Origin of the sequence: Pseudomonas sp. NBRC 100443 (assembly GCF_030268185.1) — a bacterium.
Lineage (GTDB): Bacteria > Pseudomonadota > Gammaproteobacteria > Pseudomonadales > Pseudomonadaceae > Pseudomonas > Pseudomonas citronellolis.
In genome coordinates this window covers 50,798-65,837 of record NZ_BSQE01000009.1, presented here as the reverse complement: position 1 = coordinate 65,837, position 15,040 = coordinate 50,798, and the positions used below count along the sequence as shown (strand labels likewise).

General features: G+C 67.1%; 11 protein-coding genes. 7 read left to right on the top strand and 4 right to left on the bottom strand.

Annotation, left to right across the window (positions count from 1 at the left end; genetic code table 11):
• Positions 1 to 27 precede the first annotated feature (27 nt).
• Complete coding sequence (mltF, locus tag QSJ95_RS13660; RefSeq protein ID WP_043271429.1) at positions 28 to 1,497, top strand: membrane-bound lytic murein transglycosylase MltF; 1,470 nt, start codon at positions 28 to 30, stop codon at positions 1,495 to 1,497.
• Between the two features lie 321 nt (positions 1,498 to 1,818).
• On the opposite strand, the gene tadA is transcribed toward mltF, so the two are convergent.
• Together tadA and QSJ95_RS13650 are read right to left on the bottom strand one after the other, a co-directional pair.
• On the bottom strand, positions 1,819 to 2,337 hold the full coding sequence (tadA, locus tag QSJ95_RS13655; RefSeq protein ID WP_043314914.1) for a tRNA adenosine(34) deaminase TadA: 519 nt from the start codon (positions 2,335 to 2,337) through the stop codon (positions 1,819 to 1,821).
• A complete protein-coding gene (locus QSJ95_RS13650; protein WP_285643020.1) occupies positions 2,325 to 3,716 on the bottom strand; it encodes a multicopper oxidase family protein in 1,392 nt (463 codons plus the stop codon). Before QSJ95_RS13650 ends, tadA begins: the two co-directional genes overlap by 13 nt.
• 209 nt (positions 3,717 to 3,925) lie before the next feature.
• On the opposite strand from QSJ95_RS13650, the gene QSJ95_RS13645 reads away from it, so the two are divergent.
• From QSJ95_RS13645 to QSJ95_RS13625, 5 genes are all read left to right on the top strand, one after another.
• Positions 3,926 to 4,711 carry a crotonase/enoyl-CoA hydratase family protein gene (locus QSJ95_RS13645; protein ID WP_285643019.1) on the top strand — a complete coding sequence of 262 codons (786 nt, stop codon included), beginning with the start codon at positions 3,926 to 3,928 and terminating at the stop codon, positions 4,709 to 4,711.
• 317 nt (positions 4,712 to 5,028) lie between these two features.
• Entirely contained in the window at positions 5,029 to 5,424 is a 396-nt protein-coding gene (locus QSJ95_RS13640; RefSeq protein ID WP_064584174.1) for a DMT family transporter, read from the top strand.
• 3 nt (positions 5,425 to 5,427) lie between these two features.
• Complete coding sequence (locus QSJ95_RS13635; protein WP_064584175.1) at positions 5,428 to 6,885, top strand: UbiA family prenyltransferase; 1,458 nt, start codon at positions 5,428 to 5,430, stop codon at positions 6,883 to 6,885.
• The gene (locus QSJ95_RS13630; RefSeq protein ID WP_285643015.1) at positions 6,879 to 8,102 is read left to right on the top strand and encodes an ArnT family glycosyltransferase; all 1,224 of its coding nucleotides are present in this window, start codon (positions 6,879 to 6,881) and stop codon (positions 8,100 to 8,102) included. Before QSJ95_RS13635 ends, QSJ95_RS13630 begins: the two co-directional genes overlap by 7 nt.
• 82 nt (positions 8,103 to 8,184) lie before the next feature.
• Positions 8,185 to 9,636 carry a hypothetical protein gene (locus tag QSJ95_RS13625; protein ID WP_285643014.1) on the top strand — a complete coding sequence of 484 codons (1,452 nt, stop codon included), beginning with the start codon at positions 8,185 to 8,187 and terminating at the stop codon, positions 9,634 to 9,636.
• Positions 9,637 to 9,768: 132 nt separating this feature from the next.
• Here QSJ95_RS13625 and guaA read toward each other — a convergent pair whose 3' ends face one another.
• Entirely contained in the window at positions 9,769 to 11,349 is a 1,581-nt protein-coding gene (guaA, locus tag QSJ95_RS13620; RefSeq protein WP_285643013.1) for a glutamine-hydrolyzing GMP synthase, read from the bottom strand.
• A 101-nt stretch (positions 11,350 to 11,450) separates the two neighbouring features.
• Complete coding sequence (guaB, locus tag QSJ95_RS13615) at positions 11,451 to 12,920, bottom strand: IMP dehydrogenase (protein ID WP_009616195.1); 1,470 nt, start codon at positions 12,918 to 12,920, stop codon at positions 11,451 to 11,453.
• A gap of 137 nt (positions 12,921 to 13,057) precedes the next feature.
• On the opposite strand from guaB, the gene xseA reads away from it, so the two are divergent.
• On the top strand, positions 13,058 to 14,437 hold the full coding sequence (xseA, locus tag QSJ95_RS13610; RefSeq protein WP_285643012.1) for an exodeoxyribonuclease VII large subunit: 1,380 nt from the start codon (positions 13,058 to 13,060) through the stop codon (positions 14,435 to 14,437).
• Positions 14,438 to 15,040: the final 603 nt, after the last annotated feature.

Genomic DNA, 15,040 nt, shown 5'->3' with positions numbered 1-15,040 from the left:
TCCGCGACCTTGGCGTATACTGCGCCGATGTTTGCCCTGAACCCGTCCCGCGTGCGCTCCGCCGTATGGATCCTGGCGACCTGTATCTTTCTGCTGCTCTCCGGCTGTAGCGAGGCGAAAGCCCCCACGGCTCTGGAGCGGGTACAGAAGGACGGAGTGCTGCGGGTGATAACCCGCAACAGCCCGGCCACCTACTTCCAGGATCGCAACGGCGAGACCGGCTTCGAATACGAGCTGGCCAAGCGCTTCGCCGATCACCTGGGGGTGAAGCTGCAGATGGAGACCGCCGACAACCTCGACGACCTCTACAGCAAGCTCGGCCAATCCGGCGGCCCCGACCTGGCCGCCGCCGGCCTCACCCCCGGCGGCGAGCGGGAGACCTCCGTACGCTTCTCGCACTCCTACCTGGACGTCACTCCCCAGGTCGTCTACCGCAATGGCGACCCGCGCCCCACCCGCCCTGACGACCTGGTCGGCAAGCGCATCGTGGTGCTCAAGGGCAGCAGCCACGCCATGCAGCTGGCCGAGCTGAAGAAGAAGTATCCGAAGCTGGAGTACAAGGAATCCGACGCCGACGAGATGGTCGACCTGCTGCGCATGGTGGACGTCGGCGACATCGACCTGACGCTGATCGACTCCAACGAGCTGGCGATGAACCAGGTCTACTTCCCCAACGTGCGCGTGGCCTTCGACTTCGGCGACGCCCGCGGCCTGGCCTGGGCCTTGCCCGGCGGGACGGACGACAGCCTGTACGCCGAGGTCAACAAGTTCCTCGACAAGGTCAAGCAGGACGGCACCCTGCAGCACCTGAAGGACCGCTACTACGGCCACGTCGACGTGCTCGGCTACGTCGGCGCCTACACCTTCGCCCAGCACCTGCAGCAGCGCCTGCCGCGCTACGAAACGCACTTCAAGCAGATCGCCCAGACGCTGAAGATGGACTGGCGCCTGCTCGCCGCCATCGGCTACCAGGAATCCATGTGGCAGCCCGACGCCACCTCCAAGACCGGCGTGCGCGGCCTGATGATGCTGACCAACCGCACCGCCCAGGCCATGGGCGTGTCCAACCGCCTCGACGCCAAGCAGAGCATCCAGGGCGGCGGCAAGTACTTCGACCAGATCCGCGACGAGCTGCCGGACAGCATCAAGGAGCCGGACCGCAGCTGGTTCGCCCTGGCCTCCTACAACATCGGCAGCGCCCACCTCGACGACGCCCGCAAGCTGGCCCAGCAGGAAGGCCTGAACCCGGACAAGTGGCTGGACGTGAAGAAGATGCTGCCGCGCCTGTCGCAGAAGCAGTGGTTCCGCAAGACCCGCTACGGCTACGCCCGCGGCGGCGAGACCGTGCATTTCGTGCAGAACGTGCGGCGCTACTACGACATCCTCACCTGGGTGACCCAGCCGCAGCTCGAGGGTGGCCAACTGGCCGAAAGCGGCCTGCACCTGCCCGGGGTGAACAAGACCCGCCCCAGCGAAGAGCCCGACGAGAAGCTCTGAAGCGCAGAGCCTCTGCGGACGGAGTCCGCCACGAGGAAACTCCATGCCCCACGACAACTGTAGGAGCGGGCCCTGCCCGCGATTTCGCGCGCAGTGCGCGCTCCTGCATGGAAATGGCGCGAGTGGGGCAGCGCGTAGGAGCGGATCTCATCCGCGAATCGCGCCGGAGCCTCCGGCAAACACAACACCCGCAGGATGGTGTTGAGCGAAGCGATACCCATCCTACGAAAAGCGCCTCGGCGCGCCGTCGGCAAGACAGTCTTCAGGAATGCACTATCGTAGGAGCGGACTCCGTCCGCGATTCGCGTAGGACGCCGCGCCCTATCCCTTGCGCCGCGCCTTAAAAAAGGCCGACAGCATCGCACTGCACTCCTCCGCCAGCACCCCACCCTCCACCAGCACCTTGTGGTTGAGGAACTCCTGGGCAAAGAACTCCCCCCGGCTGACCACCACCCCCGACTTGGGCTCGGTGGCGGCATAGACCAGGCGCTGGATGCGCGCGTGCACCAGCAAGCCGGCGCACATGCTGCAGGGCTCCAGGGTGACGTAGAGGGTGCTGCCGGGCAGGCGGTAGTTGCCGGCCGCCGCCGCGGCTTCGCGAATGGCGACCATCTCGGCATGAGCGCTGGGGTCGTGGGCGGTGATCGGCTGGTTGAAGCCACGGCCGACGACCTGGCCCTCCAGCACCAGCACCGCGCCCACCGGCACCTCGCCCAGGGCCGCGCCCTGCTCGGCCAGGGCCATGGCCTCGCGCATGAATTCGCGGTCGCGGCTGCGGTCGATCACCGGGGCCAGCCCCTTCACCGTCGGGTGGCCCTTGCTGTTGGTCAGCCGCACCAGGCGTCACCCACGGCGATGGTGCCCATCAGGCCGGTCTCCATATGGTCGATGACGTGGCAGTGGAACATCCACAGGCCGGGGTTGTCCGCCACCAGCGCCACCTTCGCGCTCTCGTTCTTGCCCAGCAGGTAGGTATCACTGTAGTACGGGATGATCTTGCGGCGGTTGGACGCCAGCACCTTGAAGGTCATGCCGTGCAGGTGGATCGGGTGCTGGTACTGCGTCAGGTTGCGCAGGGTGAAGATGTAGCTCTTGCCCAGCTCCAGCTTGGCCAGCGGCGGCGCGTTGTGCTTGTGCTCCTCGCCGCCCTGCCAGGCCACGCCGTTGATCTGCCACAGCGACGGGGTCGCCTGGCCCTTGGAGTAGTCGGTCATGGCGCCCACCCACTCGAACTTGAAGTCGATGGTCTCGGCCTTGTCCAGGTCCGGCTCGCTCACCGGGTTGTGCGGCAGCGCCGGCGGCCATTCGGCGGAACCACCCTGCAGCGGCGCCACGCCGCGCACCGTGCCCAGGCGCACCACGCCGTCGCGCAGGGACAGCTCCTGGCCCTCGGCCGGGCCGCGGATGGCCAGCTCCAGGCGCATGCCCGGGCCGATCCAGTACTGCTCGTCGAGTTCCCGCGGCTCCACCGGGTGGCCGTCGATGGCGTAGATCTTCGCCTCGCTGCCCGGCAGGTTGAGCCGGTAGGTCACGGTGTTGTCGATGTTGAGGATGCGCACGCGGGTCACCTGGCCGGCGGGCAGCTCGATCACCGGCACGTGCTCGCCGTTGATGGTCGACAGGCTGCCGCGGGTGCCCTCGCGGGCGGCCTCGCGCGGCACGCTGAAGGCGGTGAAGGCGCCCTGCTCGTCCACGTGCCAGGTCTTCAGGCAGAGGATTTTCTCGTGGCTGAAGCCGCTGGGCTCGCGTTCGTCGATGATCAGCGGGCCGACCAGACCGCGGCCCAGCTGCTCGCTGCTCATCAGGTGCGGGTGGTACCAGTAGCTGCCAGCGTCGGGGGTCTTGAACAGGTAGACGAAGCTCTGCCCCGGCTGCACCGGCGGCTGCGAGATGTAGGGCACGCCGTCCATCTCGATGGGCAGGCGGATGCCGTGCCAGTGGATGGTGGTCGGCTGGTCCAGTTTGTTGGTGAAGCGCACGCGCAGCCAGTCGCCCTGGCGGGCGCGGATCTCGAAGCCGGGGAAGCGGTTGCCGTAGAGCAGCGCCGGGGTCTTGTGCCCGGGCACCAGCTCCAGGTCCATGGGCGCGGCGATCAGTTCGTAGTCGTGCTCCGCGGTCACCTGCGGACGCGCCAGCCATAGACGCGCGCCGCCGGCGCCGAGGCCGACCACGGCGAGGCCGGCGATGCCACCCAGTACCTGTCTGCGGGTAAAGCTCATGTCTCCCCCAACCCCTGCGGGTATCTCGCAAATGCAAGATTTTCTCATTTTCCCGGTGGCAAGGCGAGCACGAAGGCGCTGCGCGATGTCGCATCCCGGGCAACCGCAGCAAATGCCTGACAGACATGGACAGTGACGCCACGGAAGGCTATCTGGATAACTTCGCTTCCACGGCGGCACACCGCCATTGACGACGAGAGAGACGAGGCATGAGCCAGAAACTGAAGGTGGAACGCAAGGGCCATGTGCTCTGCATCGGGCTGAACCGCCCGGAGAAGTACAACGCCATGGACGTGGAGCTGTACCTGGCGCTGGCCGACGCCTACGGTGAACTGCAAGGCGACGACGAACTGCGCTGCGGCCTGCTCTACGGCGAGGGCCAGCACTTCTGCGCCGGCCTGGAACTGGACAAGTGGGGCCCGCAGTTCGCCAGCGGCCGCTTCCCCGAACTGCCTCCAGGCGCCTGCGACCCCTTCGGCCTGGACCCGGCGCGGCGGGTGGCCAAGCCGATCGTGGTCGCCGCCCGCGGCGTCTGCTTCACCGCCGCCCTGGAACTGATGCTGGCCGCCGACGTGCGCGTCGCCGCGGAAGACGCGCGCTTCGGCCAGATCGAGGTCAAGCGCGGCATCTATGCCGTGGGCGGCGCGACCATCCGCTTCGTGCAGAACATCGGCTGGGGCAACACCATGCGCTACCTGCTCACCGGCGACGAATTCGACGCCCGGGAAGCCCAGCGCATGGGCCTGGTGCAGGAAGTGACGGCCCCCGGCGAGGAATTCGCCGCAGCCCTGGCCATCGCCGAACGCATCGCCCGCCAGGCCCCGCTGGGCGTGCGCGCCACCCTGGCCAGCGCCCGCCTGGCCCTGGCCGAAGGCGAGGCGGAAGCCGCCCGCCGCCTGCTGCCGGACCTGCAACCGCTGATGGGCAGCGACGACGTCAAGGAAGGCGTCGCCTCCTTCCTCGAACGCCGCGAGGCGAATTTCGTCGGCCGCTGAAACGACGACGGGGCGGCGTGGATGACCACGACCGCCCCGACTGCCGGCGCCGGATAACGGTTAGAGCAGAATTATGTTTTGGCACCCAAAAACATACAGATAATTGCCCGGAACCAGGCGCCATAAGGCCTTGCACTTCGGCTGCCACACCGGGGAAAGGCGCACCGCGGGACGTTAGAAACCCGTCATACATGAAAAATTATTGACGCAATCGACATGAAACAAGCACACCAGGAAGGCTTGATGTCAATTTGACGCCACCCGGTTCCGCTGCTAGGAACTATGAATCGATACCGGTTCAGGCGGGGTGCTTCGCTTTGTCAAAGCTCGGGCTGCTGAAGAACGTCTATGCGCTCATCCTGATCAGCGTCGCCATCTCGGCCTTCGCGCAGGTCTCGCTGAAGGCCGGCATGGCCTCCCCCTCCGTCCAGAAGGCCCTCGCCGAAGGCGGGGAACGGCTGTCGATCCTGCTCGCGGTAGCCCTCAACCCCCTCGTGCTGCTGGGGCTGTTCCTGTATTTCGGCAGCGCGGCGGTGTGGCTGCTGGTGCTGTCGAAGGTACAAGTCAGCTTCGCCTACCCGTTCGTGGCTCTGGGCTTCGTGCTGACGGCCCTGCTCGGCCGCTTCTTCTTCAACGACACCTTCTCCGCCGCCAAGGTCATCGGCACGCTGCTGATCGTCAGCGGGGTCGTCGTCCTGGCCAACGGCGCCTGAACCATGACCGACCTGAACGAGGGCGGTGGGGCGCCGATCCCCCTCTGCGTGGACCTGGACGGCACGCTGGTGCGCACCGACATGCTGCACGAGACCGTGTTGCTGCTGGCCAAGAGTTCGCCCTTCTCGCTCATCGCCCTGCCGGGCTGGCTCAGGCACGGCAAGGCAGGCCTCAAGCAACGCATCACTGAACGGGTGAGCATCGACGCCGCGAACCTGCCTTACCGCCCCGATGTGCTGGCGCTGATCGAAGCCGCTCGCGCGCAGCGACGCCCCATCGTGCTCGCCACCGCCTCCTGCGCCGGCGTCGCCAACGTCATCACCAGCCACCTGGGCCTGTTCGACGAGGTGCTGTGCAGCGACGGCGGCACCAATCTTTCCGCCGATACCAAAGCCAGGGCGCTCGTCGAGCGCTTCGGCGAACGCGGCTTCGACTACATAGGCAACGACAAGGCCGACCTGCCGGTGTTCGCCCGGGCGCGCCGGGCGTTCCTGGTCTCGTCCCGGGACGGGCTGCGGCAGGCGGCGCGCGATCGCAACCACGACATCGGCTTCATCGACGACCCCGGCGGCGGCCTGCGGGTCTGGGCGAAGGCGCTGCGCATCCATCAGTGGCTGAAGAACTTCCTCATCTTCATCCCCCTGCTGGCTGCGCATCAGTTGACGAACCTGTCACTGCTGCTCTGGGCGGCCCTGGCCTTCCTCTCGTTCAGCCTGTGCGCCTCGTCGGTGTACCTGCTGAACGACCTGCTCGATCTGCCCGCGGATCGCAAGCATCGCCGCAAGAAGAACCGGCCCTTCGCCTCCGGGGCGCTGCCGGTGAAGTCGGGCGTCGCCGCCATTCCCCTGCTGCTCGGCGCATCGCTGGTTCTCGCGCTGCAATTGCCGCCGCGCTTTCTCGTGGTACTGGGCCTCTACTACTTCCTGACCATCGCCTACTCCTTCCTGCTGAAGAAGCAGGTGATAGTCGACGTCATGCTGCTGGCCAGCCTCTATTCGATACGCGTCATCGCCGGCTCCGCCGCGACTGACATCAAGCCGTCGTTCTGGCTGCTCGCCTTTTCCATCTTCGTCTTCCTCGGCCTGGCCCTGGTGAAGCGCTATTCGGAACTGCGCGAGGCGACCCTGGCGGCCAAGACGCTTCCCGGCCGCGGTTACCGCCCGGAAGACCTGCCAGTGGTCCTGGCGCTGGGCTCGTCCAGCGGCATGATCAGCGTCCTGATCCTCGCCATGTATACCCAGGCCGAGATAGTGCCGGCCATGTACCCCTCCCCAGAATGGCTGTGGCTCGCGCCGACGCTTATGCTCTACTGGACCGCGCGCCTGTGGATGAAGACGGTGCGCGGCGAGGTGGACGAAGACCCGGTGCTGTTCGCCGCACGCGACTGGCAGAGCCTGGTGGTGGTGGCGCTCATGGCTTGCACCTTCCTATTGGCAATGAGTGGGCTGTCGCTATGGTGAGTAGCTCCGCGCTGCCCGTGCAGGCCGGCCTCGGGCCCGGCGTGCTGCCGATCCTCGCGCTGGCCGCGGCGCTACGCCTGCTATGGGGGCTGCTGGTGCCGGTAAGCCCGGTGTCGGACGCCGCCATGTACCACAGCTTCGCCCAGGAAATCGCCGCCGGCCACGGCTACGTCTTTCCCGATGGCGGGGCCACGGCCTACTGGCCGGTGGGGCCGTCCGCGCTTTACGGCGCCTTCTACGCCCTGCTGGGCGCGCAGGGCTGGGTCGTCACCCTGGTGAACCTGTTCCTCGGCACGGCGCTGGTGCTCGGCATCTATCAGTTGGGCCTGCTGTACTTCGACCGCGCGGTCGCCGGCATCGCCGCGGCGCTGTTCGCCATCTGGCCGGTGTGGGTGCAGTTCACCACCGTTCCCAACAGCGAACTGCCTTTCGCCACGCTGATGGTCTGGGCTTTCGTCACCCAGGGCACGCGGCAGTTGCCGCGCTGGGCACGCACCGTCCTGTCGACGGCCCTGCTGGTAGCCGCCGCCTTCATGCGGCCGACGATCCTACCGCTGATCATCCTGCTGCCGCTGCTGGGCCAGGGCTTCGGCAAACCGGCGCAGACCGCCCTGCAAGTCGTGCTGGCGCTGGCCGTCGCGGCGCTGCTGCTGACCCCCTGGGCGGAGCGCAATCGTGCCCTGTTCGGCGAGCCGGTGCTGATCTCGACGAACTTCGGCAGCAACCTGTGGATGGGCAACAACCCGCAATCCGACGGCGCATATATGCCGCTGCCCGAGAGCGGGCCGCGCAACGAGGCCGTGCGCGACGCCCACTACAAGGCATTGGCGCTCAGCTTCATCCGCGAAAACCCCGGTCGCTATCTTCGCCTGTGCCTGAAGCGGATCGCCCACAGCTTCGACCGCGAAAGCATCGGCGTGGCCTGGAACCAGAACTCGCTGCCACCGGCAGCGCAACCGCTGCTCAAGGCCTGCTCCGCCGCCTACTGGCTGGCGATCTTCGCCCTGTCCCTGATCGGTGTCGGACTGTACCTGCGGGAAAACCCCTGGCGAATACTCGACCCGCTGGTGATAACGCCCGCCCTCTTTGCCGCCGTCGCCTTGCTGGTAGTCGGCCAGGACCGCTACCACATGCCGATGGCCCCCTTCATCGCCCTGTTCGCGGCTTTTCTCATCAAGCACATCCTGCAGCGGCGCGCTTCAACGGCGCAGTACTAAAAATCTTCCGGAGCTGCAGCAACCTCTTCCCGGCAATTCCGGCCCCCTCCCCGACAAGACCTGCCCGAGGCAGAGGAAATGTATGCCCAGTTCCGCCTCCGAATCCCCCCGGCTGTGGCTGGGCGGCCTGGCGCTCGCGCTTTTCGCCATGGCCCTGCTGCATATCAGCGCCTGGTCGTCGCACCCACCGGACATCGACCCCATCAACTTCCTCTCCGCGTTGCGCCACTACTCGGTGAGCAACGACGCACCGCATGCCCCAGGCTATCCCCTATACGTGGGCCTCGCCTGGCTGGCACAGCATCCGCTCGGCGCAACCTACGCCTACCAGTCTGTCAACCTGGCCATGCTGCTCGGCACCAGTCTGCTGCTGACGTACATCGGCGCACAGTTGGACTCGATCCAGGCCGGCAGCGTCGCCGCCGTCCTTTTTGCAGCGCACCCGCTCATCTGGGCCGCCACGGTGATCCCGGAGTGCTATATCGTCGACGCCTTCGGCGGCGCGGCCTTGGTAGCGTGCGGCCTGGCTGTCAGCAGGGGCGAAAAGCGCAGCCTTGCGCTGTTCATAGCCCTGGAATTCACGCTGGGCCTGATGCGCCCGACAAGCTGCCTGCTGCTCTTGCCAGCGGGGCTCGCCGCGATCTGGCTGTCCGGTGCCGCCCATGGCGACCTACCAGCCATACGCTGGCGCAGGATCCTGATCGCGGCCGGTGGGACGGCGCCAGCCTTGCTGACTGCCTACCTGCTCACCGTCATGCTTGCTGGCGGCCCGACGCTCTACCATGCGGCCGCGGATCGTGTGATGGGCCAGGCGTTCCGCTCAAGTTCGGTACTCGGCGGCGCCCCGCTTCGGGCCCATGCCGCGATGGTCGCGCACCTGCTGACCTGGTTCGCCTTCTGGTCCGCCCCCGTCCTGCTGGCGCTGGCCCTGTATGTACGCCGCGGATGCACCAGCAACGGCTTCGCCATGGGCCTGTTGACAAGCTCATGGCTGCTTCCGGCGCTCGCCTTCTACACATTGGTCTACTACCTGAAGCCAACCTATCAGATCATTTTCCAGCCGGCCCTTTGCCTCTTGCTCGGGTGGTCCATCACCCACCTTGCCCGCAATCGGCTTCAATCCATCGCTATCACTCTGGCGGTGTTGCTGGCCCTGGGGCAGGGCTTCTTCTGGCTCGGCAACGAGCGCCTGCCGCAGCCGCTTTATCGGCTCACTCACCATTATTTCAACGCGAGGGACACGGCATGGGATCGTCTGGAAGTGGCTGTGGCCAAGGCCCCCGCCGATCGACTGATCGTCTATGTCGACTGGCCAGGGGTTTCCGCCCAGGCGCTACGCCTGATACGCCCCGACGGCATCTTTGCGGTGCAACGGGAAAGCGGCGAGCTCCAGTTGAATGACAACGGGACCTGGCTGCCGGTAGGGCAAGGAAACCTAGCCCGATATACCTCGAGCCTGGTCCTCAGCAACGACAACGGCACAGGCCGCCTGTCGCTGGCAGGGCCGCCACTGAAGCAGCCCCCCGGCAGGTGAGGCCGGATCGAAGACAAAAAAGCGCCAGGGGCTTCTCGCACCTGGCGCCATTGCTGCCCAACAGGAAAGGGGCTCGCCCCAATCAGTCGAGCCACCGCTCTGGAAGGCAGAGCCCTGCGGCGGGCGGCTGGATCACTCCCACTCGATGGTCGCCGGCGGCTTGCTCGACACGTCGTAGGTGACGCGGGAGATGCCTTCGATCTCGTTGATGATGCGGTTGCTGACCTTCTCCAGCAGCTCGTAGGGCAGGTGCGCCCAGCGGGCGGTCATGAAGTCGATGGTTTCCACCGCGCGCAGGGCCACGACCCAGGCGTAGCGGCGGCCGTCGCCGACCACGCCGACGGATTTCACCGGCTGGAACACCACGAAGGCCTGGCTGGTCTTGTGGTACCAGTCGAAGTTGCGCAGCTCTTCGATGAAGATGTGGTCGGCGCGGCGCAGCAGGTCGGCGTATTCCTTCTTCACTTCGCCGAGGATGCGCACGCCCAGGCCCGGGCCGGGGAACGGGTGGCGGTAGACCATGTCGTAGGGCAGGCCCAGTTCCAGGCCGATCTTGCGCACTTCGTCCTTGAACAGCTCGCGCAGCGGCTCGACCAGTTCGAACTGCATGTCTTCGGGCAGGCCGCCGACGTTGTGGTGCGACTTGATCACGTGGGCCTTGCCGGTCTTGGCGCCGGCCGACTCGATCACGTCGGGGTAGATGGTGCCCTGGGCCAGGAACTTCACGTCCTGCAGCTTGGTGGCTTCCTCATCGAAGACCTCGATGAAGGTGCGGCCGATGATCTTGCGCTTCTCTTCCGGGTCGGCGACGCCGGCCAGGCGGCCGAGGAACTTGTCTTCGGCGTTGGCGCGGATCACCTTGACGCCCATGTTCTCGGCGAACATGGCCATCACCTGGTCGCCCTCGTGCAGGCGCAGCAGGCCGTTGTCGACGAAGACGCAGGTCAGCTGGTTGCCGATGGCCTTGTGCAGCAGGGCCGCGACCACCGAGGAGTCGACGCCGCCGGACAGGCCCAGCAGCACCTTGGCGTTGCCCACCTGGGCGCGCACGGTGGCGATGGCGTCGTTGACGATGTTCGACGGCGTCCACAGGGCTTCGCAGCCGCAGATGTCGAGGACGAAGCGCGAGAGGATGCGGCCGCCCTGCTTGGTGTGGGTCACTTCCGGGTGGAACTGCACGCCGTAGTAGCCGCGGGCGTCGTCGGCCATGGCGGCGATCGGGCAGCTCGGGGTGCTGGCAAGGATGTGGAAGCCCTCGGGGATGTCGGTGACCTTGTCGCCGTGGCTCATCCACACGTCGAGGCCGAGCACGCCGTCTTCATCGACGTGGTCTTCGATGCCGTCCAGCAGGCGCGCCTTGCCGACCACGTCGACGCGGGCGTAGCCGAACTCGCGCAGGTCCGAACCCTGGACCTTGCCGCCCAGTTGCTCGGCCATGGTCTGCATGCCGTAGCAGATGCCGAACAGCGGCACGTTCAGGTCGAACACCGCCTTGGGCGCCCGCGGGCTGTCCAGCTCGTGCACCGACTCCGGGCCGCCGGCCAGGATGATGCCGCGCGGGGCGAAGGCGCGGATGTCGTCGTCGCTCATGTCGAACGGGTGGATTTCGCAGTACACGCCGATCTCGCGCACGCGGCGGGCGATCAGTTGGGTGTACTGGGAACCGAAGTCGAGGATCAGGATCCGGTGAGCATGGATATCTTGATGGGCCATTTTCTTCCCCTGGGGAAATGGCTGAAGGCTGAAGGCTGAAGGCTGAACGAAAGAGCAATCTCGTCCAGCCTCCAGCCTCCAGCCTCCAGCGAAAGAGCGGTTTAGCCGACGCGGTAGTTCGGCGCTTCCTTGGTGATCTGCACGTCATGCACGTGGGATTCGGCCATGCCGGCGCCGGTGATGCGCACGAACTGCGGCCGGGTGCGCATGTCCTGGATGTCGGCGCTGCCGGTGTAGCCCATGGCGGCACGCAGGCCGCCCATCAGCTGGTGGACGATGGCGGTCAGCTGGCCCTTGTACGGGACGCGGCCTTCGATGCCCTCGGGAACCAGCTTCTCGGCGCCGGCGGAGGCGTCCTGGAAGTAGCGGTCGGAGGAGCCGGTGGCGCCAGCCATCGCGCCCAGGGAGCCCATGCCGCGGTAGGACTTGTAGGAACGGCCCTGGAACAGCTCGATCTCGCCCGGGGCCTCTTCGGTGCCGGCGAACATGGAGCCCATCATCACGCAGTAGGCGCCAGCCACCATGGCCTTGGCCAGGTCGCCGGAGAAGCGGATGCCGCCGTCGGCGATCAGCGGAACGCCGGTGCCTTCGAGGGCGGCGGCGACGTTGGCGATGGCCGAAATCTGCGGCACGCCGACACCGGCGACGATGCGGGTGGTGCAGATGGAGCCCGGGCCGATGCCGACCTTGACCGCGTCGGCGCCGGCGTCGGCCAGGGCCTTGGCGGCTTCGCCGGTGGCGATGTTGCCGCCGATCACCTGGACCTGCGGGAAGGTTTCCTTCACCCAGCGCACGCGGTCGATCACGCCCTTGGAGTGGCCGTGGGCGGTGTCCACCACCACTACGTCCACGCCGGCGGCGACCAGCGCGGCGACGCGCTCGGCGGTATCGGCGCCGGTGCCAACGGCGGCGCCGACGCGCAGGCGGCCCTGCTCGTCCTTGGAGGCCAGCGGGTAGGTCTTGGCCTTCTCGATGTCACGGAAGGTGACCAGGCCGGTGAGGCGGAACTGTTCGTCGACCACCAGCATCTTCTCGATGCGGTTCTCGTACAGCTTGGCCTTGATCTCTTCCAAGGCGGTGCCTTCGCGGGCGGTGATCAGCTTGTCCTTGGGCGTCATGATCGCCGCCACGCTGTCGCCGACGTTCGGCTTCACGCGCAGGTCGCGGCCGGTGACGATGCCCACCAGCTCGCCCTCTTCCACCACCGGGAAGCCGGAGAAGCCGTATTCGCGGGCGATCTGCAGCAGCTCGATGATCTTGGTGGAGGGGGTCACGGTGACCGGGTCGCGAACGATGGCGGTCTCGTGCTTCTTGACCTTGCGCACCTCGGCAGCCTGCTGCTCGATGCCCATGTTCTTGTGGATGATGCCGATACCGCCTTCCTGCGCCATGGCAATCGCCAGGCGGGATTCGGTCACGGTATCCATGGCGGCGGACACCAGCGGGATGTTCAGTTCGATGCCCCGGGTCAGGCGAGTCTTCAGACTCACGTCCTTGGGCAGGACCTCGGAGTAACCGGGGATGAGGAGGACGTCGTCGAACGTCAGGGCTTCTTGGCTGATGCGCAGCATGGCGAGGGCTCCCACACGGGAAAATGGAAGCGCGGCATTATACCCCAGCTTCACGCTCGGGCTCAACGCGCCCGACCGCTGGATTCGCGGGTTTCGCGCTGGCCCTCGGCAAGGCCCCGGGCTTATCATCCAGCGCCATGTTCAATGACCCTTTCCAACGGCTGGGCCTCGACCGCGAGGTGCTGACCGTCAGCCAGCTCAACCAGCGCGCCCGCCAGCTCCTGGAGGACGTGTTCCCGCAGGTGTGGGTGGAAGGCGAGATCTCCAACCTCGCCCGCCCCGCCTCCGGGCACATCTATTTCACTCTGAAGGACGGCAACGCCCAGGTGCGCTGCGCGCTGTTCCGCCAGCACGCCCTGCGCGTGCGCCAGGCCCTGCGCGACGGCCTGGCGGTCAAGGTGCGCGGCAAGGTCTCGCTGTTCGAGGGCCGCGGCGACTACCAGCTGATCGCCGACGCCGTCGAACCGGCCGGCGACGGCGCCCTGCGCCTGGCCTTCGAGGCGCTGAAGCAGAAGCTCGCCGCCGAGGGCCTGTTCGCCGCCGAGCGCAAGCGGCCGCTGCCGGCCCATCCGCGGCGCATCGGCATCGTCAGTTCGCCCACCGGCGCGGTGATCCGCGACATCATCAGTGTGTTCCGCCGCCGCGCGCCCCAGGTCGAGCTGACCCTGGTGCCCACCGCGGTGCAGGGCCGCGAGGCCACCGCGCAGATCGTCCGCGCCCTGAAGCTGGCCGATGCGCGCGGCTTCGACGCCATCATCCTGGCCCGCGGCGGCGGCTCGCTGGAGGACCTCTGGTGCTTCAACGAGGAAGTCGTGGCCCGCGCCATCGCCGCCTGCGCCACCCCGGTGGTCAGCGCCGTGGGACACGAGACCGACGTTTCCATCAGCGATTTCGTCGCCGACGTCCGCGCGCCCACGCCCTCGGCCGCCGCCGAGTTGCTGGCGCCGCACGCCGGCGACCTGCAGCAGCGCCTGGACGGCCTGCGCCGCCGGTTGATCCTGCGCATCCAGGACCGCCTGACCCGCGAGCGCCTGCGCCTGGAAGGCACCGCCCGGCGCCTGCGCCACCCCGGCGAGCGCCTGCGCCAGCAGGCCCAGCGCCTGGACGACCTGGACATGCGCCTGCGCCGCGCCTTCGAGCGCCAGCTGCAGGTGCGCCAGGAACGCATCGGCCGCCTGCAGACGCGCCTGCAGGCACAGCACCCGGGCCGGGCCCTGGCGCTGCTGCGGCAGAAGCTCGACAGCCTGGCCGCGCGCCTGCCCCGCGCCACCCGGGCGATCCTCCGCGAACGCCGCCAGCGCCTCGACGGCCTGGCCCAGAGCCTGCACATCGTCAGCCCGCTGGCGACCCTCGGGCGCGGCTACAGCATCCTCCTCGACGAACGCGGCCAGGCCATCCGCCGCGCCGTCCAGGCCCAGCCCGGCCAGCGCCTGACCGCGAAACTGGGCGAAGGCCAGCTGGAAGTACGGGTGGAAGACAACCACCAGGCCCCGGTCACCCTCTCGCTGCTGGACTGACCTGGGCCTTGGCTGTGACATGCGCCGAAATCGCGGACGGAGTCCGCTCCTACGTTTCCAGGAAGCACGGCTCTTCGTAGGATGGCGTTGAGCGGAGCGATACCCATCACCACGACCGCATGGGTTTCGCAGGCTCAACCCATCCTACGAAGAGCCCTCCGGCACAAGATTGCCCCGTAGGGCGTTGAGCGAAGCGATACCCATCACCCCGACCGCATGGGTTTCGCAGGCTCAACCCATCCTACGAAGAGCCCTCCGGCGCAAGATTGCCCGTAGGATGGCGTTGAGCGAAGCGATACCCATCACTACGACCGCATGGGTTTCGCAAGCTCAACCCATCCTACGAAGAGCCCTCCGGCGCAAGATTGCCCGTAGGATGGCGTTGAGCGGAGCGATACCCATCACCCCGACCGCATGGGTTTCGCAGGCTCAACCCATCCTACGAAGAGCCCCCCAGCGCAAGACAGCCCGTAGGATGGCGTTGAGCGAAGCGATACCCATCACCCCGGCGCAGCCGGCAAGACAGTTGCTCCTACAGGGACTGACGAATAACCGCCAACGGTTACACCCCCGACGTGCGCGCCATGTAGACTGCCGGCTTTA

Bases quoted from the DNA above. Each gene is read 5' to 3' on its own strand.
- mltF (WP_043271429.1), top strand. From the start codon at position 28: ATGTTTGCCCTGAACCCGTCCCGCGTGCGCTCCGCCGTATGGATCCTG.
- QSJ95_RS13650 (WP_285643020.1), bottom strand. From the start codon at position 3,716: ATGAGCTTTACCCGCAGACAGGTACTGGGTGGCATCGCCGGCCTCGCC.
- QSJ95_RS13645 (WP_285643019.1), top strand. From the start codon at position 3,926: ATGAGCCAGAAACTGAAGGTGGAACGCAAGGGCCATGTGCTCTGCATC.
- QSJ95_RS13635 (WP_064584175.1), top strand. From the start codon at position 5,428: ATGACCGACCTGAACGAGGGCGGTGGGGCGCCGATCCCCCTCTGCGTG.
- QSJ95_RS13630 (WP_285643015.1), top strand. From the start codon at position 6,879: ATGGTGAGTAGCTCCGCGCTGCCCGTGCAGGCCGGCCTCGGGCCCGGC.
- QSJ95_RS13625 (WP_285643014.1), top strand. From the start codon at position 8,185: ATGCCCAGTTCCGCCTCCGAATCCCCCCGGCTGTGGCTGGGCGGCCTG.
- guaA (WP_285643013.1), bottom strand. From the start codon at position 11,349: ATGGCCCATCAAGATATCCATGCTCACCGGATCCTGATCCTCGACTTC.
- guaB (WP_009616195.1), bottom strand. From the start codon at position 12,920: ATGCTGCGCATCAGCCAAGAAGCCCTGACGTTCGACGACGTCCTCCTC.
- xseA (WP_285643012.1), top strand. From the start codon at position 13,058: ATGTTCAATGACCCTTTCCAACGGCTGGGCCTCGACCGCGAGGTGCTG.